Genomic DNA, 19,645 nt, shown 5'->3' with positions numbered 1-19,645 from the left:
GCGATGCGAACATGCCACCCCGCCAACACCGTATTTTCAGTCACAAAGGCCAATTACAGTGAATGGGAAATAAGAAGTCGTTTCACAACCGGGAAGGCGAGGCTCCTGCCGAACCGCATCGTCACTCATGCGGCTCAGCAGGAGCTTCGCCCTCCCAAATCCATGCAGCAGTCGGTTTTGAAACCACCTCAACGCGATTTCGCTCACACCTCAAGGCATGCGGGAGCCTGCTTTACAGTCGCTTCTCCATTTCCTCAAATCTCGCCAACATTAGTTTTGTCTGGACGCTCTTAGTAAATGTTGATAGACGTTGACAGTTCAAGTTTCCGATGTTGAACAGATCTGCTGATCTAGGAGGCTACAGATGATTCGAAGGATCTTTTGCGTAACTCTGGCATTTTTTCTGGTAGAGATATTCGAGGACGGCATCATCAAGGGCGATGAAACCTCTTCCTCACAAGCTGTCGCGATTCTACGCCAACTTGAGGCCTCACGCCTATCAACCCGCCCATTTTTATTAAAGGGTAAGGTCACAAGTCCTGAAGTCGGATCATTCTGGAACTGTGATTTAGTTATTGAATCCGAAGGGGAGAAATATCGAATAACTCCCTCGAGACCACAGGGTGCGGTAGTAGTGTTCGACGGAAAGAAATTGCATTGTTACGACGGACGTGGCCAGACGACCTCAATTTCCCCTAGCGAGCGTACTGCACAATTCGTGATATTCGATCCACGGTCTATTGGGATCTCTACGGGGTTGTACAGCGACTTGACACTACATGAAAACTTGGCATTCCACTCAGCTAAGGACATTGAACTGCGACCGATGTCCGACCAAAGCGGCAGAGGCTCCGTTTCAATTGAGCTAACCGATAGGTTTTCGCAAAGAATTCGGTTCGAAATGGACGATCGTCCTCCATTTCGTGTGTTTAAGTATGTGAAATCAATCTTCGACGATAACAACAAAGGGAAACTGATCTTTCAATATGTTGCAGAGTCGACGTTCGACGACGTGGCAGCTGACAATTGGATTCCCAGCAAAGTCAAGATGTACACATCATTCATGAAAGATGTCGAGACAAGGGATGACTTAAACTTAGTGATACTGGAGCTAGAGAAACCTGACTTTTCAGTGCAATTTAATCCTGATATCTGGACAAAAAAAGGATTATCGCCGAGGGAGACCATTCAGAAATGATTGACGCAGTTTGATTTGAGTGGCGGGATAGCATTGTTACCCTGACTTGGAAATTTGTGTGCCATGGCGGGGTGGCTGGGGCGCCGGGTGGCAGGGTGGCATTGTTACCTGGAGATGCAAATTTGTGTGCCATGCTCATGTCGCGCCAGCAGCATGAGCATGCCGAGCGAAGTGGGTCGATCCATGTTCGCCCTGCTGGCGCGATGCGAACATGCCACCTAACGCCGTCCACGAATTTGATGTGGCGTTGAGTTTGGCGTAAGTCTGGTCTTGCCAGAAAGTTCGAGTCTCAAGTACGGATTGGGTTACCACACTCAGCCCGAAACAGGAGACTCGAACATGGCACGGAGGCCAGTGACTGCAGCATACTCGCAAACGATCCCTGAGGCGATCGAATCGCTGATCCCTTCCCGTGTGTTTGTCGACTTTGCTGTGCATGGAAATACCTGGTGGACTCCAGAGCGTCTGTTACTGGCATCGGCCCTAATGAGCTGGCGGGAAGAGAACTTATTAACATCCCGGTTTGAAGCGGTGCGTGAGTTATTAGCAAGCATGCTCAATTCCCGTTTTATCCCTGCTTCCTATACCGGATATGCGGAAGCGCTCGCCCGGTGGATGCCGCGGATGCTCTCTCCTCTGATCACACACCTGCAAGGCGAAGTGCAGCGATTGGCCGGGGAGCGCTGGAAGACGTCCGACGGGGTGGTCTTCGCTGCCGATGGATCACGTTTTGAGGCTCCCCGAACGGAGGAGAATGAACTCGAACTCAAACGGGCCGGCAAGGTGAAAACCGCTCCGCAGGTCTTTCAGACCGCGTTGTTGCATCTGGGCACGAATGCACTCTGGGACTTCCGTTTGGGGCCGGGGACAGCGAGTGAACGACGTCATCTGGAGGAGATGTCCCGGGATCTTCCGCCGCGGAGTCTGGTTGTCGCCGACGCCGGTCTGATCGGTTACGAACTCTGCGTCCGCCTGATGAATTCCGGGGTTTCGTTCTTGTTGCGAGTCGGAGGGAACATCACATTGCTGGCAGAACGGTGGGGAACCAGGATGTTTCGCGAAGGTCAGATCGTCTGGCTCTGGCCCTCTCATTTGCGTACTCATCCGCCACTGCCACTTCGCCTGATTGCCCTGAAGAAGCGGAACCGGACGATCTACCTGGTCACGAATGTCCTGGAGCCAGAACGCCTGACCCGCAAACAGGCTGGCTGCTTCTACCAGCAGCGCTGGAAAATCGAAGTGCTGTTCCGCAGCCTCAAGCAGACCTGCGAACGCTCCCGCTGGAGAAGCCGGGTTCCCCGGACTGTGCTGGCGGAGCAGATCAGCACCATGCTCGGGTTCTGGATACAGCAACTGCTAAGCTATCGTGAGCTTGTGAAATCGAAAGTCGATCTGCAACTGTGGTCTCCAGCTCATGCGAGAACCAGGACCCGCCGCATATTGCGTCGCGTGCTTCACAGCCCATTTAAGGTCACATCCTGGCTACAGGAACTCGGATTAGCAATTCGTGATTGCTATGTCCGTCACCGCAGCAAACACAGCCGCAGCTGGCCACGTCAGAAGCATGATCCTCCAACCAGTCCGCCACGACTCCGCACGCTGACGGAACAACTTCGAAACAAAGGAGGACAACAGCTCACCACAGAAAACACAGGATAAATTCGTGGACGGCGTTACATGCCACCCCGCCAGAAGAGATGTATCGCCGAGTGCTGTACCTCTACGAGAAGTACGGATGAAATTATTGCGGCAGTGTCGGCAGGATAAATGCTGGGTGAAGCAAAAACGCAAGCCCTGACCTCTCCTTGGAACCCCGGGCTTAAAATGAAAGATCTTCGATTCTTTCTGATCCATTCCGGCTCCCTAGGGCTCGCCAGATGTGGCGGTCGATCGAATCGCTGACGAAGCGCACCGCTCCGTCTCCCATGGCAACGTTGACACCGCCGCCATGCATGCTGGACGCAGCCAGTGTCATTAAAATTGGGGCGCCGTCAGCCCGATTCCAACAACTGTGTTTATTTGGCGTCTGTACATGATCATATTGGCCAGCGCTATAAACGGCGACCAGGGGCACGTCTGATTGGGTCTGACATTGATCCGCGAAGGTGTTCAGGTCGCCTGTGGTCGTGGAGAATTTGCGAACAATCCTGCGTGCGAAAATCGGGTCATCGAATCGATTTTCTTGACGAGCCGTGTATTCTCCCCCAGGAAGCGCGAGATGCTCGCTTAACGCTGCGGTATTCGAAAGACCGTCGGTGACATCCGCCGCACGTATGGGACCGCCCTCCTGAGTCTTATAGAACCCATCTCGAATTTCCCGACTTCGTCCTACGTTAGGGTAATAGCTGGATTCCAATGCTCCTGCTGTTCCCTGCGCATAGGGATCGCTGGGACAGGCGTATGTGGCAATTGGACCGGGAGACCTAAGTACCTGTCCGGTCTTTCTGTCGACGGATGGTTTGATCTCTTCGAGATAAGGCAGTATTTCGATATGCCAATGCTCAAGTCCCGTCGGGCCGATATCCCCGCGATTGAGTCCCGGAAACCGGCCAGTACTCTCTTCCACTTCGTGATAGGCGAGAATGATCTGTCGCAAATTTGAAGTGCAGCCAATCCGCCGTGCCGATTCCCGGGCATGTTGAACGGCGGGGATCAGGATGGAAAGCAACGTGCCGACGATACCGATCGTGACCAGCACCTCGATCATCGTAAAACCTTGACAAGCGAACGGACTTCCGACACTTGCGCTCCGCCGGTGAATCAGCATTTGACACCTCATTCATGTCCTGACAGCCTGTTGAGAACAAATGGGCGAAACTAATGTCGAACCGCAAACTCTCGAAATGTTGGGAATTCTGAATTCCGCTACTTCGCGAGTATTGGCATCAGTGTTTGTTTTTAACAGACTGCTAAGTCTAAAGATGATCAAGTCCCGGTTTTGACCGAGAATGTTCCTTTCCCGCTCTTATTCGGAATACTCCCCTTGCATTCTGAACCATCGGCGGGGGGAGTGACAATCAGGCGTCCAGTTCCAATATACGACACGCGTGGGAGTTCCCCCGATTCCAGATCCCTAGGTCCGATTTCAATGTAAAACCGGACTTGGTAATTTCCCGGTGCAACACGAATCTGATACGACCTGAGCGACTGATTGCCCTTCAACCCCAGATCTGTATCAGTTCTAAAACTGTGCCAGCTAAAATCGCTGTCGGGACGGTCGGCCAGCCGCGGCACAACCCGAAGATTCACCTTGCTCAAACGAGAATTGAAGCGAATTTTGGGCACTGTTACACTGATGTCCACTTGATCCCCACAACTAACCGTGGGTGTCTCATTGAGCCAGTCCGTATCGCCCAGCTTGAGTTGAAGTCCCTCTGCCAGCTGTGTGTCAATCGTCGTCGGCCGCGCAAATTTCGCTTCGGCCAGTTTTTGCGTATGCGTTTTCGGCTTCGGACGAAAGACCCAGAAGCCGACGACCGCCATAAGAATGATGGCGACAAATAAAACTCGGCGCACAAACATCCCCTTGAGGTCAGAGCAGGTTTTTTCAAGGAAGAGAAAGCCGCTAAACGCGACAAACCTCCCGACGGCTGCCTCGCAAGAACCGTGGCATCCCAGCACCAAGCGATTGCAACATGACAACCACACCACAGGGACACCAGTGAAGCTAAACTAGATATTATTAGGGGGCGGAAACAAGACCCTCTTCTTCATCCCCCGCAAGGCAATCCTGCGAATGGGCAATTACGTGATACGTCCCGTAACCGTCAAACTTAAAGGCGAGGTCAACGAAAGCGTCCCCTATAACGTCAACTGCACGATTCGAATAGTTCATTAGGGGCGACATCGGACCTTCATACCAGTTCGCCACTTCGACCTGAACAGTCCCAACAATATCGTTCGTCAGGCCAGAGACCGCCAGCATAGTATTATCTGCCAACGGATCCGGATTATCTGCGAGAGTCACTGCCGGTAATCGAGCAGACACTTCAGATGCCAACTGCGGAAGCAAGCCTATACAGACAGAGAATACGCATGAGACTACCCCTTCTTTCAAGAAAATGATGAAGGTGCCACACTCGACTGAATGCGGCGTTCCAGAAGCTCGTGTGCTCGTTCAACTAAATGATTGTCGATAATCAATCGCGACCGTCAAGACCCATCATGAGGAAATTATACATTCATGAATCACAGAAACGCTGGCGGGGTGGCCAGATGCATGAGTTGAACCGCGGATTTCGGATACCACGATATCCTCAGACAGTACAAACGCAGTCATAGCAGCGGCATCGTCGGCCAGATGAATGCAGGGTGAAGCAAAAACGCCATCCCTTCCGAAAGTCCCGTCCTGTAAACAAGACCTGCTTAACTATCCGCTCTCGCAACTCAATCGCCCGCGATCTTCATCCGTTCCAAGACCCTTGTCTATTGATGGCGAGGTGGCGTTGTTACCCGGAGATGGAAATTTGAGTCCCATGCTCATGTCGCGCCAGAAGCATGAGCATGCCGAGCGAAGTGGGGCGGTCCCTGTTCGCCCTACTGGCGCGATGCGAACATGCCCCCCGTCATGCGTCTCCGCGACATGGCGAAAAAATTACTCTTTCAATTCGAACTTCAACTCATTCGTTTCTGCTTTTACGGTCGCTTTGAGTGTGCTTGTCGATTCTGAACGAAACTTCTTCGGTAACTGAGGATTCTCCTGCTGCTGCGGATTCGGGTCTGTTTGCGATACCGGCGGGAGCGTGACAGTCACGACATAGTCTCCCACTGGGACCTCATTAATGGTCGTCGTCCCATTTGCATCCAGCAATCCACCTGCCCCCAGTCCCGTCTGCGGATTGGAGAAATTCACAAAACCATTCGTGACTGGTGTCCCACCATAAGTCACTGCGGCAATCACTTTACCAGACGGCCGATCCGAATGGGGAACATGGCCGCATCCGAACATAAAGCCGAATGCGACACACCAACTGCCCAGTCGCCACATTCCGGACATCTTCGTCTTGAGAAAATCATTTCGAGACATGAGTTCTATCTTCTTCCAGAAGTACTGAAGCGGCTAGACAATCATTAATACTGCGGAGCGTTAAACCGGAACGATCAATGAGCACGGAGTTCGAAATGCTTTATTGCGAAGGCTCCAATACAGCTCGGCGAATCAAGGCCGAGCGTTGAGGAACAAAAGCCAAAACAGCCGACATCAGTACTCACCAATAACGTTCCCGTCATCCCGTATTCCAAGACGGAGGTAGCTTTGAAAGTTGATGTTTTCTGAAAGAAAGCGAACCGACCCATCGGTGAGCAACACGTTAACTCCACCAGTATGTGGCGAGTTAGCCACAGTATTGAAAGAGCCGGCTGCATTTGCCTGCGCAGGTGGCGACGACGGAATTCTAGTGTAAGCATTGGGAGCGTATCTGATTGTGGTCATCCCTGCAGGATACCAGCATCCGCCTGATGTGAGAGGAAACGCGGCCCCCGAACCAATCGTAGTCGGGCCAGTGTTTCCAACAGAAAACCAGCCGCCCAGCCAGTTGGAATTCCTTGACCTCCCGTTTACCGTTCCAGACTGCTCAACCATAATGAGTGTATTGGAGGTTCCATCAACGCAATCCCGCATACGCTTGCTGTCACCAACAACGAACATTCCATTCCGACAGTAGTTAGAACTGTTGCACATGTGGTCGCCCGTACACGCATTGGTGCTGGTCATTGTCGAGTCAGGAATAGCACCAGTGACGACAGCATAATCCATCGTCATGCCCTGGTAGCTGAGCCCCATATCGGCATGGTTAAATGCTGACATCGGGCTGGACGGACACTTAAAGACAGAAACCATCAGGCTTCGAAGGACCGTGTTTCCACTATATCCGCAAGGAGTCGTGGGATTTGCAGAATCGCACCCGGGCGAATGCGCATAGAATCCTCCTGCATTCAGATTTAATTGCTGATAGACAGTCGACTGTTCGATATACGGCAGAAGAAAGACGCGCCAGTTTGCACGGTCGCCGAAACTGCTTCCCATGGGAAAACAGTTAATAGCGTCATGATAGTTATGGAGCGCCAGACCGAGTTGCTTCAAATTATTCTTACATTGGCTGCGTCGCGCCGCTTCACGAGCTTGCTGAACAGCAGGTAAGAGGAGAGCGATGAGAATCGCGATGATGGCAATCACCACGAGTAATTCAATCAGAGTGAATCCACGACGCTGAAGAGAGGACCCCCGAGGGGATTGGATTTGGAATGTGGATCTCAGAAGGCTGCGGGGACGCAATATGCTCATGTTTTTGTTCTCCAAATCCTGAGTCGAATTAATGAGGAGGGCCCGTTCATTAAGGAAACATTACGCACTAAAGCAGAATGACTTTGAATATCGATATTCCTGGAGAAATCTCCCAGTTCGTAAAATGCCACTCAGAGTTGTGGCACTCAAACGAGATCGCAGACGCCGATCATATCAGTATCCACCACGACGACGTGCGCTAATTTAAGCGAATTGCTTGCAATACAGGATTGCATAAATGTTAAACATGAAAGTACATCATGCCACACGGTGCACGGCGGGATGGCATGATTGGCTTCCCGAGCTGGGTGCAATCCTCGCATAGCGACGGTAGGGTAATGACGCTTGGGCAGGTTTCCCACAACACATGCTCACCCTACTGAAGAAACATGAGTGACGTAGACTGGCACCTGCATTCCCGGTTGACGTCTCCCGCGAATCTGTGACACTCCATTGAAACTCACCGGAATCCATTGAGTTTGTGTCCTATCGACCACACAGGAGATGCGAATGCGTTTGTCTGGAATGCGAAACGGGTGTCGATGCGGTGTGATGATTACCTGCATCGCGCTGCTGGCCAATGTTTTATCGGCCGGGGAATTCAAGATTCGCAACGATGTCATCTATGGGCACAAGGCCGGGATGGCACTGACATTTGATATCGTCACGCCAGAGAAGGCGAACGGAGCAGGCGTGCTGTTCATGGTCAGTGGCGGTTGGGTCTCAACGTGGTTCCCGGCCGAGAACATTGTCCGGGCGGAACGCACGACTCCGAACCAGTTCGAAATGCTTGTTGATGCCGGCTACACGCTGTTCATCGTTCGACACGGCAGCAGTCCTTACTTCAAAGTGCCAGAAGCGGTCGCCGATGTCCGTCGAGCAGTCCGTTATATTCGCCTGCACGCAGAAGAATTCAAAGTTGACCCTGATCGCCTCGGCGTGTTTGGAGCCAGTGCCGGTGGGCATCTTTCGTTAATGCTCGGAACAACAGGCAACGATGGGAACCCCGAGGCGAAAGACCCGATCGAACGTGTCAGTGACCGTGTCGCTGCTGTCGTCTCGATCTTTCCTCCGACACTGATCGAAGAGTTCTTCCCGCTCAAGGAACGCTTTCCTGCCCTGAAGTTTCCGGAAGATCAGGCTGCTTCGGTTTCGCCGCTCCTTCATGCCTCCAAGGATGACGCTCCCACTCTGCTCATTCATGGTGATAAAGACGAGCTGGTCCCACTCAGCAATAGTGAACGCATGAAGGCCGCCTTCAGTGAACAGTCCGTTCCCGTCGAGCTGATTGTAATCACCGGAGCAGCCCACGGGTTCACTGGAGTTGATCAGCTCAAAGCTCAGGAAGCGATGCTCAACTGGTTCAACGAGCATCTGAAAAAGAAATAGCCGTCACGTCTTCGGAGCAACGGATTCCTTCAACTGTTGAAGCAGCCGTTGAACCGAAATGTGAGAAACCTCCACGAGCCCAATTTATTTGGGCTCGTTCCGTTTCCCCTGTTGATAAAGATCCTCCATCTCATTCAAGGTCGCCTCTGAAATGGAGCGGCCTCGCGCTGCGAGACCTTTTTCGATGTACCGAAACCGACGAGAGAACTTTTCGTTCGAGTGCCTGAGCGCCTCTTCCGGATTGATCCCCCAACGTCGGGCGATATTGGCGATCACAAACAGCACATCACCGAGTTCGCTTTCCACCCGATCGCGGACTGCGGGGTCGGTCAATTGAAGATCTGGAACCGGTTCGAGTTCGACGTTCGCCGGGATATTGGGAACATCACCTTCCGGGTACAACTCCTGCAGCAATTCGTCGACCTCTTCCCGTAGTTTATCGAAGAGCATTTCGCGTCGAGGAAAATCATAGCCGACACTGGCAGCCTTCTTCGAGATCCGAGCCGCTTTGGCCAATGCAGGCAGATCCGCCGGAATCCCGTCCAGAAGTGACTCCCGGTCCGCCTTCTCTTTTTTCTTCGCTTGCTCCCAATGTCCCCGAACCTCGGCAGCGGTTTTCGCAACGGCGTCGCCAAACACATGAGGATGGCGGGAGATCATCTTCTGTGTGATCCCGTCAATCACATTCAAAATATCGAAGCGACTTTCATCGGCCGCAATCTGCGAATCAAGCACGACCTGTAGCAGCACATCGCCCAGTTCTTCCTGGATCGCCGCATTGTCGTCGGAATCAATTGCCTCCAGAAGCTCGTAGGTCTCTTCCAACGTGTACGGCTTAATGGACTTCATCGTCTGCTCGCGATCCCAGGGACACCCTTGAGGAGATCGCAGCTGGGCAATGACATTACACAGAGTGACAAACTTTTCTGCCAATGGCTCTGGTGCCGGAGGAACTCCTTGAGGCTGCACAGACATGGAACACAATCAATTCAAAAGGGAGACGAAACAGTTTAGCCGGGGATCGATATCGCATGAAAACGGCATGCACGCTATCTTCACAATTCATCTCAAATGCGACAAGACGAGGCAGTATGACGACTTCTTCAGAGCATCACAGTGAATCGCGTGCTACAGACGTGAAGCGGATTGGCGTCGCTGTGGTCAAGCGTGGAGAATACCTGCTCATTGGAGTTCGCGGGGCGGGGCAGGTGCTTGCTGGATTGCATGAATTCCCCGGTGGCAAATGCGAGCCCGGCGAATCCGGAGAAGAGTGCGCGATTCGGGAATGCCAGGAAGAAACAGGGCAGGTCATCGAAATCATCGATCCGCTCTACCAGACTCGACACAGCTACCCACATGGGATAGTCGAAATTGAGTTTTTCCTGTGTCGCGTCATCGAACCGGGAAAGACTCCGCTGCTGGGGAACTTCACTTGGGTCCCCATCCGTGACCTGCCTCAACTCACATTCCCGGAAGCAAACATTCCCGTCCTGAAGCAGCTGTACGAGCAACACATGCTGGCAAGCTGAACGGTCCGCGCATGGGCACCCAGTAATGTTCGCGCAATAAAAAGGCTCGGCTCTCTGAAGTTCAGAGAGCCGAGCCCAAACTGACCTCGAGCTTGGTCTATAAAAAACTCGAGTCGCTGTGACAGAGGTCATCAGCTGAAGAACGAGCAATCGCCAGTGCCTACTGGCACCGTTCTTCAGGTGGCCGCCGCGGACAGCCCGCCGACTGTCTTAGACAGTGCCACCTCTGGTTTGGCTACTACAAGCATTAATCACTAATCCACCTCCTTTACAACTAAACCACCCTACTTTCGCCGGCTTCGCCGATCCGGTTACCTCGTAGGCATTAGTCCCGCTGAGCCGCGTATCTGCTCAGCCCTCACTTAAATTGTTGCATCTGACAGGCTCGAAACAAGAAAAAATTCGGCCTCAGGGAAAAAATTTGTGTTGATCAACCGTATGTGATCCATGCCACAGTGACACGCAAAAACGAAGTCGTAATCCCCATACAGTGAAACACTTAGAATCCATCAATAACATTCCGCTGATCGGTCAAATTCCGCCAAACGAAACGCAAAGCGGCCCAGAGACATGAGAAAAATGTCTCCAGAGAACCTGATTCAAAGAGCAGAACCCGCCCGCGAATTATCGCACAGGCAATGAGTGTGACTGATCCTGTTCGACCAGCTGCTCGATGACGAAATCGGCGATCTGTTGCGTTGGATTCGGAGACCGGTAGGTCCACTGATCAAGTCTTCCGACAAACGGTCTGGTGATCCCGCAAGCAGCAAACTCCTGATGAAAGCGGCGGAAGCGTTTAGACACCCGGCGCTCCGGCAGATGAAAAACGTGCACCGGCTTTTCAGTTGATGCCGCCTCAGAAATCATCGACACCGAGTCACCTGTCACGACAGCCTGAGAGCACAGGGCCAAGGCCGCCATATAGGGGTTCTCTGTCGCCCCCGTCCACACACAGTGACGGTCCCCAAACGCCTGTAGAAATTGTTGTCGCACGTCTTCAGGAGTACGCCTGGAAGGCAGGACCACGAGATCGACATCGTGAGTTTGAACCATCGCTTTAAGTTGCTCGACAAGCTTCTCCAAGCTCCCGACACTGAAGTCGTAGCACTTATTCGGCCCCCCCAGCAAAACAGCAACAAAGCCCGGCCGGAGACCTGAAAGCCCCGCTGCAGCAGTTGAGTTGGCAGCGGCTTGCAGAACGGCAGGCGTCACCGGATGCAGGGCCCCTTTGGTGCAGAGGACGTTCGTTCCCTTAGCCCCATCGTGCTCAGGAGCAACAACCAGATCAAATCGCCTGGAGTTGATCTTTGGGTCCTGAAGATGAACCGTATAGACTCGATCCCCGAGTTCTTTCTTCAGCAGCAGGGCTCCCATCATTCCTTGACGCCCGCAACTGATGACCAGGCGAGGAGGAACATCGCAGCGCCGCCAGTCCTGATTCGGAAACATCCCATTGTGAATCGGAATTATCCCCGGCCAGAGCTTCTTCCACGGGAGCCGCATTTCAATGGTCTTCAATTCATACGGAAGCCCGATGGCCTGAGCAAGTCCACGGACCTGACTCATCATCCCGGCAGCCCCTTCCGTCAGTGCCCAGCAATGCCCCTGCAGAATCGCTCCCGGCTGAGACTCGAAGGAAGCCTGTCGACTGGAATTCCCGGGACTGCCTGATGCCATTGAATTGCTTTTCATTGAGCAGATCCCAACCCATTCAAGAGACGTACTCCATTACGAAAACTCGGGAACCTGCCTTCTTCCTCTCGAAAAGGCGACTGCACGGCCACATGACAGACCGAACCGAACTAGACGGCTTTCTTCGCTGCGGCGTCAGATTTCTTTGGCTTGGACGCGCGTTCTGAAAGCCCTTCAGCAGAGATCAACTGCACGACTTTCTGGCCCAACGCATCCATCTCCATGACGAGTGAATCAATCTTCCCGGCAAGATACATATACGCAGTCAGACAAGGAATCGCGATCACCAGTCCAACGGCGGTTGTCACCAGTGCCAAAGCAATTCCACCTGCGAGTTCCTGAGTATTCCCCATCGCACCAGCCGATGCAATTTTATCGAATGACTCCAGCATCCCCCAGACCGTCCCTAACAGTCCCAGCAAAGGACTGATTGTGGCCACCCCATTGATCACACGAAGGTGAGTCCGCAAGACGTTGACTTCGCGTTCACCCCCATCGATGATCGCCTGTTCAACTTCAACGCTGGGTTTCCCCCATTTCCGTACACCACTTGCAAAGACAGCGGCGACAGGGCTGCCATTCTCTTCACAGACCTGCAGTGCTTCCTCTTTAGTGAGTTCGCCTTCTTCCAGCAATTTGAGGAAGCGACCAACAAACGGCTTGGGAATCACACGGCCACGACGCAATACAACGACACGTTCTGTGATGAACCAGACCGCAATCAACGTCGCCAGAGCGAACGGCACACTGAAATAGCTCAGCGATCGGACCATCTGAAGCACGATCGTCGCAAACGATGGCTTCTCTCCGATGACGGATTTCTGTCCTGCGGCCGCTGCTTCTACAGGAGCCCCTTCCACAGCAACAGGCGGTAATGCTGCGGGAGTTGGTTCACCAACAGGTGCTGGCTGCGCAAAGATCGGGGCGACGATTGCAAACTGGACCAGCAGAAAGGCCCCAACAAGACTACAAATTCCAAGCGATTGGCGCTGCCACATGTTCCGTATTTTCCCTGCTGACACGTCGCCAGCCATTTCCGCACTCGTTCGTCCCTGAAATTCATCCCTGACACGGTGTCGGTGCGCCGCACTTTGAATTTCAGGGGAATTGCCCGTTGATCACAATTTGGATTGTGATTCGACTCCGATTGTCCAACGGCCATTGCCATCATATGCAACGACCTCAGGACAGAAGCAGACTAACGCGACCACCGCCTGTTTTGCTATCTCAATCCCTGAAAGCAGCCCAGAATCCGTCCGGTCAGGCACAATGCGTCTGTTCAGGATCCCGCCGACAACCATTTCCTGCCGAATCACATCTTCTTTTGAGCGGCAGCTTCCAATTCTTTCAGTCGCGCCTTGGCCTGAACTGTAAATTCGCTTTCGGGAAACTCTGCAATCAATTTTTTGTAGGTTTCCATCGCTTCCGGATAATGCTTCATCGAAACATCGCAACTCGCTGCCTGAAACAACGCCGCAGAAGCCAGGCGAGGCACAGCATAGCCTGCATACACTTTGTAATACTCTCTCAATGCAACGGAGAGATTGTTTTCCTTCAGATACGATTCAGCAATCCGGAACTGGCAATCCGCAGCCGCTTCTGTTCCCCGACCCGCTTCGGAATCGATGACTCTGGCATAAGCCTCTCTGGCAGCCGCAAAGCGAGCCTGATTCTCAAGTCCGCGCCCCTGCAATGCGTCGATCCGATACACCACATTCGGGGCAGGGTTCTTGGCTCGCAGTTCGGCCAATGTCTTATCCAGAGCTGCGTAATCCTTCGACCAGTAATTGCATTCCGCCTGCATCAGCCAAATCTCACCCCACCACGCCGGTGCCTGCGCTAGGTCCTGGGGCAATGTTGCTTTCAGCTCCTCCAGCGCGGCCGAAGACTTCCCGTACTCTTTCATTTTGAGCAGCGATTCCGCTTCACGGTAACCGGCATATAAAGAGTGAGGACCGCCACTGAACTCAGTTTTCATTCGTTTCGCCAAGGCCAGTGACTGATCCCAGTCTCCATCTTCCGTGGCGAGATCCAGCAGGTGGACCAGAGAACGTTGCCGAACGAAGGCATCGACCTTCTTGTCGTCGGCTAATCGTTTGAAAGTCGCTTTTGCCTGATCGACCTTGCCTCCAAATCGGTCGCTTTCCCCAAGGATCAAAGACGCCTCAGAGACCAGTGGACTTTCCGGACATTCGGCAATCAGCTTTGTATAGAGCTCGTCCGCCCGAGCAAAATCTTCAGCAGAATAAGCGAGATTCGCCCATTCATTGAGGAGGACGTCGAGCTCTCTCTGTTCTGGAACAGGCTGCTTTTTCAGTTCGTCGTATGCCTGTTGATAGAACAGATCTGCCTGCTTGCGATCTCCGCTCTCCCGTGACAATCTCGCCGCTCCTTTTTCCGAGCGGTACGCATTCATCCCGACAGGAGATTCTTTATCAGTGAGCGGTTCCTGCTTTTGGCGCATCGAGAACTTTTCAATTGTCGCCTGATATGCACTCAACGCCTCGGCCTTCATACCTGCCTGTTGCAGAGACAATGCTTGCATATAGGCCGCATGCGATCCCAGGGCAGCATCTTCATCAGCGACAGCAGCCAGCTTTTCGAATGACTTCGCAGCATCGGCAAACCGCTTCTCTTCATAAAAGGAGTGAGACTGGCCTGAAAGTGCAGAGAGATAGAACGGGCCGCTCTCACCGCGATCAAGCACAAGCTGATAAAGCGATTGCGCAACCACCCATTGCTGATTATCAAAAGCAGCGTCCCCGCCAGCCACAGCTGCACGAACAAGCTGATCCCCTTTGGTGTCGACCTTGCCCAACTCACCAACAATAATCTGCACCTCTGGCCAGCTCTTGGCTTCGGTCAATGTTCTCGCGAGACCAGCCAGACCAACGATTCGATCTTCAACCGCTTTCACCTGATCAAGGTAAAGTCGGTATTGCTCTGCGGCAGCGTCATATTCTTTCAGCCGCAAATACCCGTTCGCGTTCAATAAACGAGCATCCAGGTACTCCGGTTGCTCAGCAGCATCCGCAGCGTCCAATAGTGGTTTCAGTGTGCTGACAACTTTTTGATTGTCGTCAAGCCGTTCATAAACTCGAGCGAGCTGAAATCGGGCATAGCTTTTAACCCGAGCAGAGGAGTCCGATTTCAGCAGTCCGTTCAGAACAGTTTCAGCCTGCAAATATTCTGGTTTCGCCTTCTCAGGAGATTCTGCTTTCTCCCCCTGAGCAATCTTCACGCGGGCGAAGAGAATCTCTTCAATCGGGAGCAGGGGACTCTGTGGAAATGCTGAGACAAACTGCTCATGCAGGCGAACAGCATTCGGAAGATTTCCTGCCTGCAACGAAGCTTCACACGCAGCATGCAATGCATCATCTGCGAGGTCACTGTCAGGCCATTTCTTCGCCACCAACTCGAAGCTTCCAACCGCTTTCGCAAATTCCCCAAGCCGGAATTCCGCGTCTCCCAATTGAAACGCAATCTTGTCAGCCATCGGGTCATCAGGGTGGGCAGCCAAGATGTCAGACAACGTCTTTGCGGACTCTGCGAATCCCTTCTGGGACTTCTGACTCAAACCAATCCAGTATGTCCCCACAACGGTGAACTGAGGGTCCTTGGCTGCCTGCTGAAAGGCAGGAACCGCCTCGGAAAACTTTCCAAGATGGTAAAATGCATACCCCAGATTCAGCTGTGCATTCGAAACAAGGCGATGCTGTGGGTGCTGCTTGACGAGATCCTGAAACGCGGCTGCCGCCTCATCAAACTTGCGTTGGTCAAACGATTTCGCAGCGAGTTGGAACAAAGCATCCGCCGCGCGCTGCCCCTCTGGTCGCCCGGCAATCCGCTTCAACGTTTCAATCGCCTTGTCCTTCTGGCCGAGCGCGTCGTAGGCTCCTGCCAGATTGAACTCAACGTCATCGATCAAACGTCCTTCCGGGAAGTTCTTCAGAGACTTCTCAAAAGTTGAAATCGCGGCTTCGTAGCGTTCCTGTCGATACTGTGCTTCCCCCAGATACAGCGTGGCCCATTCGGCGAGCTCATGCTGAGGGTAACTCTTCAAAAACTGTGTGAACTGCGTTTCAACAGCGGGGTCATCGTTGAGAAAGTAACTGCATTCCCCAACCCGATACATCGCGAGTGGGCGGTCAGGGTTGTCTGGAACAAGAGTCAAAAACTGGTCGAACTGCGTTCTGGCTTCTTTGTACTTCTTGAGATGCAGTAACGCCTGAGCCCAATAAAGTCGGGCCATCGGCGTCCGTTCGTGCATCGGATACTTCTTGATGAACTCTTCGCAAGAGTCCGATGCAAGCTGCCAGCGCTGCTGCTTATAGAATTCGACCGCGACGTTGTAGTCAGTCACTGGATCAGCGGATGCCGAATGCACGAACACCACCAGACTGAACAGGCACACCAACACCAGCTGTCCGAAATGTCGCAATTTCATCTCTGTCGTGATCCTCAAAGGTGAGAGCCCCAGCATCGCCTCCTTGAGCGCACGCAATCCATCTGCACTTCTGCGACGGGTTAGCCAATCTCGGCATCCATCAACATTAAACATCATTTGTGAACTAATACAGTTGGAACCCGCGTTCTGCATGAGATTTTCATAATCTGTTGCAACTTCGGAATTTCCAATGCACGTCAGCGCGATTGTTCTGTTTTTACATGCAAGTGTGTCAGGACTCGACTTGCGTTCAGGCAAATGACTCCGATACCGCTCACCCACCGACGAATCTACGACCGTTCGAAAAAGAACCAACAACGTCACAAATGCAGGGAAGGATCACACTTGCACCGCAAATTTGCAGTGCCTCATGCAAAATTGTACAGAGTTCCGAACAGGAACCAACGAACTTCCAGTCGCATCAGTCATCGAACACCGGAATTCCACGTTCCGACGTAATTCAGGTTACCCATTTCAGCAGGATTAATCTGACCAAACCGATTTCGTAACATGACATGGTTTTACGACACCAATCCCGTCGCACCCGAAACTGCGCACTATGCCCCACAAGCAAACCGCATAAAAGCAGAGCACCTGTTCTGCGGAATGTTCAGTTCAGAGGTCAAAATCGCTTCCCGATTCGCCCTCGAGGACTATTGTTATGGGATTAAACGTGGTTCAGAATGGGTGAGCCACGTTTTCGGCCAGACTTTTGCATCACAAAGACATTGAGCAACACGGGGCCGTCTTCCCCAAATGGACGGCACTCAAATCATGGCGGCATCTCACGTATTCTGGGAGAAATGGGGAAAGTGGCTGGCAGATTACCGCTGGTCGCTTCTCATTGCCACAGCGCTCATTTCGCTTATTCTCTGGCGCCCTGCTTCTCAATTGAAGCTCGATGAATCGATTGAGTCGCTCTACGACGAGAGCGATCCCCACCTCATCGCTTACCAGCGCAGCAAATCCCTGTTTGGTGGCGATGAGTTCGTCTTGGTGGCATATGAATCGGAAGATGCAACCGCCCAATACGAGCTTCGCAAAATCGAAGCGTTTTCTGCCCTGTTAAGCGCTGTTCCCGGCGTACGTGCGGAAAGCACGCAGGACCTCTGGCAAACACTTCGTAACCCCAGAGCATCGGGAATTGTTCGAGTCGCACTGCGATTGCCAGCGACTGAACGCGCGTTGACGGATCTTTCTCAAGACATCCTGATTGGCGAAGACAGAAAGACTGTCTGCATTGTTTTGCGACTCCTCGACGAGGCGGCAGCCCCGATCTCCCGACGCGAGACGATTGCCAAGATCCGCAGCCTTGCCGCACAGCACGATCCCCCGGCCTACGTGGCAGGCGAACCGGTGCAGATCCTCGATATGTTCCGCTATGTCGATCAGGACAGCTGGCGACTTGGAATCGCTTCATCAGCCCTGATGATGGCGGTCATCCTGTTCTTCTTCCGCAACATTCGCTGGGTGTTGCTGCCAATGTTGATCATTCAAGCGACGCTACTCTGGACCTGTGGGTTACTGGAACTCAGCGGTGTCCGACTCAGCATGGTCAGTTCGATTCTGACCTCGCTCATCACAGTCATCGCCATCGCGACCACGATGCACATCACGGTCATCTATCGTGAAATGCGATTGCAGTATCCTCGCTTTGAAGCCTTTCAGAAGACATTCGCCTATCTGATTGTCCCCATGATCTGGGTCTCTCTGACCACTGCAATCGGATTCGCCGCGCTCTTTAACAGTGGAGCCACGCCTGTCAGAAGCTTCTCTCTGATGATGGCAGTTGGTTCACTTCTGGTGCCGGTTCTTTGCGTACTGATCATCCCCGGCGGAATCCTCATCGGAGGCCTTCAATCCGAGATTCGTCCCCCGATCGGCCAGAAGTTTATGGAGAAGCAGCTCGGCCGCATTTCCCTCTGGTCATACAGACATCCGTTGTGGATTACAGCAATTTCGCTGCTGCTGTCACTGATCGGATTTTATGGACTTACAAAGCTCAAAGTTGAAACCGATTTCAGTAAGAACTTCCGCCAATCGAGCCCAGTGGTAAAGGCCATCGACTTCTTTGAATCGCATCTCGGGGGAGTCGGAACCTGGGAAGTCTCGTTTGAAGTTCCGAAAGAGTTTGATGAACTCCCGTTCGATAAAATTCGCGATCTGTGCGATGACTTGCGCGCACTTGAACTCGCCGACGGGACGAAACTCACCAAAGTCATTTCGCTGATTGACGGAATCGATCTGGTTCCACGAATTCCATTGAGTGAAGAAGAAAAACGCGGTCTGTTTCGTGCAATCCCACGCTTCCGCGACGCACTTCTGAATGAGCGTCGAGAGATGATGCAGCACTTGCAGCCAGAAATGGAACCCTCTCTTTATAACGTAGAGCAGGGCCGTATGCGGATCATGCTGCGTTCACTGGAGCAGCGCCCAGCCGAAGTGAAATTAGCGCTGATCAATCAGGTCGAAGTGACCGCTCGCAAATATTTCCCTGATGCGGAAGCGTCCGGCTTGTATGTTCTGCTGACCTACATGATTTCCAGTTTACTCGGTGATCAGATCGAGAGTTTTGCGATCTCTTCGATCGGGATTCTCATCAGCATGATCATTGCGTTCCGCAGTTTCACCATCGGGTTCGTCACACTCATTCCCAACATCTTCCCACTCCTTCTGGTCGTGGGCGGAATGGGAGTTGTCAATGTTCCAGTCAACATCGGAACAGCCATGATCGCCAGCGTCTCGATTGGTCTGACCGTCGACACAACGATCATGTACGTCACAGAATACCTGCGAGCACGTCGGGCAGGGCAAACTCATCTGGAAGCGATTAACTATGCTCACGGCGGAGCAGGTCTGGCAGTGCTGCTGTCCAATATTGCGTTGATCATCGGGTTTAGTGTGCTGGCGTTATCCAACTTCGTCCCAATGATTTATTTCGGAATTCTCGTCAGTCTCGCGATGCTGGGCGGATTGCTCGGCAATCTGTTTATGCTCCCCAGCCTCCTCGGATTAATTCGGATTCCAATGGGAGACGATGTCGCCCCGATTCCGATGGGAAGCCACAAAGACTGAACCGCTTCGCCTCTTCATCCTGTCGTTGCGCA

The 19,645-nt window shown here is 52.7% G+C and carries 14 protein-coding genes; 5 read left to right on the top strand and 9 right to left on the bottom strand.

Annotated features, from left to right (window positions below; translation table 11 throughout):
* Positions 1-364 precede the first annotated feature (364 nt).
* Together SH527x_RS01840 and SH527x_RS01835 are read left to right on the top strand one after the other, a co-directional pair.
* The gene (locus SH527x_RS01840; protein WP_437192953.1) at positions 365-1,198 is read left to right on the top strand and encodes a LolA family protein; all 834 of its coding nucleotides are present in this window, start codon (positions 365-367) and stop codon (positions 1,196-1,198) included.
* Positions 1,199-1,537: 339 nt separating this feature from the next.
* Positions 1,538-2,857 carry a transposase gene (locus tag SH527x_RS01835; protein ID WP_437192952.1) on the top strand — a complete coding sequence of 440 codons (1,320 nt, stop codon included), beginning with the start codon at positions 1,538-1,540 and terminating at the stop codon, positions 2,855-2,857.
* 160 nt (positions 2,858-3,017) lie between these two features.
* Here SH527x_RS01835 and SH527x_RS01830 read toward each other — a convergent pair whose 3' ends face one another.
* From SH527x_RS01830 to SH527x_RS01810, 5 genes are all read right to left on the bottom strand, one after another.
* A complete protein-coding gene (locus SH527x_RS01830; protein WP_437192951.1) occupies positions 3,018-3,965 on the bottom strand; it encodes a DUF1559 family PulG-like putative transporter in 948 nt (315 codons plus the stop codon).
* Positions 3,966-4,123: 158 nt separating this feature from the next.
* The gene (locus tag SH527x_RS01825) at positions 4,124-4,849 is read right to left on the bottom strand and encodes a hypothetical protein (protein ID WP_437192950.1); all 726 of its coding nucleotides are present in this window, start codon (positions 4,847-4,849) and stop codon (positions 4,124-4,126) included.
* 31 nt (positions 4,850-4,880) lie between these two features.
* Positions 4,881-5,186, bottom strand: a complete 306-nt coding sequence (locus SH527x_RS01820; RefSeq protein ID WP_437192949.1) for a hypothetical protein — start codon at positions 5,184-5,186, stop codon at positions 4,881-4,883.
* Between the two features lie 606 nt (positions 5,187-5,792).
* Entirely contained in the window at positions 5,793-6,224 is a 432-nt protein-coding gene (locus SH527x_RS01815) for a carboxypeptidase-like regulatory domain-containing protein (RefSeq protein ID WP_437192948.1), read from the bottom strand.
* A gap of 174 nt (positions 6,225-6,398) precedes the next feature.
* A complete protein-coding gene (locus SH527x_RS01810) occupies positions 6,399-7,481 on the bottom strand; it encodes a DUF1559 domain-containing protein (RefSeq protein WP_437192947.1) in 1,083 nt (360 codons plus the stop codon).
* Positions 7,482-7,991: 510 nt separating this feature from the next.
* On the opposite strand from SH527x_RS01810, the gene SH527x_RS01805 reads away from it, so the two are divergent.
* On the top strand, positions 7,992-8,870 hold the full coding sequence (locus SH527x_RS01805) for an alpha/beta hydrolase family protein (protein WP_437192946.1): 879 nt from the start codon (positions 7,992-7,994) through the stop codon (positions 8,868-8,870).
* Positions 8,871-8,954: 84 nt separating this feature from the next.
* On the opposite strand, the gene mazG is transcribed toward SH527x_RS01805, so the two are convergent.
* Positions 8,955-9,845, bottom strand: a complete 891-nt coding sequence (mazG, locus tag SH527x_RS01800) for a nucleoside triphosphate pyrophosphohydrolase (RefSeq protein ID WP_437192945.1) — start codon at positions 9,843-9,845, stop codon at positions 8,955-8,957.
* 116 nt (positions 9,846-9,961) lie between these two features.
* On the opposite strand from mazG, the gene SH527x_RS01795 reads away from it, so the two are divergent.
* Complete coding sequence (locus SH527x_RS01795) at positions 9,962-10,399, top strand: (deoxy)nucleoside triphosphate pyrophosphohydrolase (RefSeq protein ID WP_437192944.1); 438 nt, start codon at positions 9,962-9,964, stop codon at positions 10,397-10,399.
* Positions 10,400-11,023: 624 nt separating this feature from the next.
* Here SH527x_RS01795 and SH527x_RS01790 read toward each other — a convergent pair.
* From SH527x_RS01790 to SH527x_RS01780, 3 genes are all read right to left on the bottom strand, one after another.
* On the bottom strand, positions 11,024-12,091 hold the full coding sequence (locus SH527x_RS01790) for a mitochondrial fission ELM1 family protein (RefSeq protein WP_437192943.1): 1,068 nt from the start codon (positions 12,089-12,091) through the stop codon (positions 11,024-11,026).
* Positions 12,092-12,201: 110 nt separating this feature from the next.
* Positions 12,202-13,089, bottom strand: a complete 888-nt coding sequence (locus SH527x_RS01785) for a MotA/TolQ/ExbB proton channel family protein (RefSeq protein WP_437192942.1) — start codon at positions 13,087-13,089, stop codon at positions 12,202-12,204.
* Positions 13,090-13,403: 314 nt separating this feature from the next.
* Entirely contained in the window at positions 13,404-16,538 is a 3,135-nt protein-coding gene (locus SH527x_RS01780; protein ID WP_437192941.1) for a tetratricopeptide repeat protein, read from the bottom strand.
* Between the two features lie 774 nt (positions 16,539-17,312).
* Here SH527x_RS01780 and SH527x_RS01775 point away from each other — a divergent pair.
* A complete protein-coding gene (locus SH527x_RS01775) occupies positions 17,313-19,613 on the top strand; it encodes an efflux RND transporter permease subunit (protein ID WP_437192940.1) in 2,301 nt (766 codons plus the stop codon).
* The last annotated feature ends 32 nt before the right edge of the window (positions 19,614-19,645 follow it).

Origin of the sequence: Planctomicrobium limosum, assembly GCF_051465645.1 — a bacterium.
In the GTDB taxonomy this organism is placed as follows: domain Bacteria; phylum Planctomycetota; class Planctomycetia; order Planctomycetales; family Planctomycetaceae; genus Planctomicrobium.
The sequence above is the reverse complement of the archived record's forward strand: the minus strand, read 5'-3'. Positions and strand labels throughout refer to the sequence as shown.

Bases quoted from the DNA above. Each gene is read 5' to 3' on its own strand.
- SH527x_RS01790 (WP_437192943.1), bottom strand. From the start codon at position 12,091: ATGAAAAGCAATTCAATGGCATCAGGCAGTCCCGGGAATTCCAGTCGA.
- mazG (WP_437192945.1), bottom strand. From the start codon at position 9,845: ATGTCTGTGCAGCCTCAAGGAGTTCCTCCGGCACCAGAGCCATTGGCA.
- SH527x_RS01810 (WP_437192947.1), bottom strand. From the start codon at position 7,481: ATGAGCATATTGCGTCCCCGCAGCCTTCTGAGATCCACATTCCAAATC.
- SH527x_RS01775 (WP_437192940.1), top strand. From the start codon at position 17,313: ATGGCGGCATCTCACGTATTCTGGGAGAAATGGGGAAAGTGGCTGGCA.
- SH527x_RS01795 (WP_437192944.1), top strand. From the start codon at position 9,962: ATGACGACTTCTTCAGAGCATCACAGTGAATCGCGTGCTACAGACGTG.
- SH527x_RS01815 (WP_437192948.1), bottom strand. From the start codon at position 6,224: ATGTCTCGAAATGATTTTCTCAAGACGAAGATGTCCGGAATGTGGCGA.
- SH527x_RS01805 (WP_437192946.1), top strand. From the start codon at position 7,992: ATGCGTTTGTCTGGAATGCGAAACGGGTGTCGATGCGGTGTGATGATT.
- SH527x_RS01785 (WP_437192942.1), bottom strand. From the start codon at position 13,089: ATGTGGCAGCGCCAATCGCTTGGAATTTGTAGTCTTGTTGGGGCCTTT.
- SH527x_RS01840 (WP_437192953.1), top strand. From the start codon at position 365: ATGATTCGAAGGATCTTTTGCGTAACTCTGGCATTTTTTCTGGTAGAG.
- SH527x_RS01835 (WP_437192952.1), top strand. From the start codon at position 1,538: ATGGCACGGAGGCCAGTGACTGCAGCATACTCGCAAACGATCCCTGAG.
- SH527x_RS01830 (WP_437192951.1), bottom strand. From the start codon at position 3,965: ATGCTGATTCACCGGCGGAGCGCAAGTGTCGGAAGTCCGTTCGCTTGT.
- SH527x_RS01780 (WP_437192941.1), bottom strand. From the start codon at position 16,538: ATGAAATTGCGACATTTCGGACAGCTGGTGTTGGTGTGCCTGTTCAGT.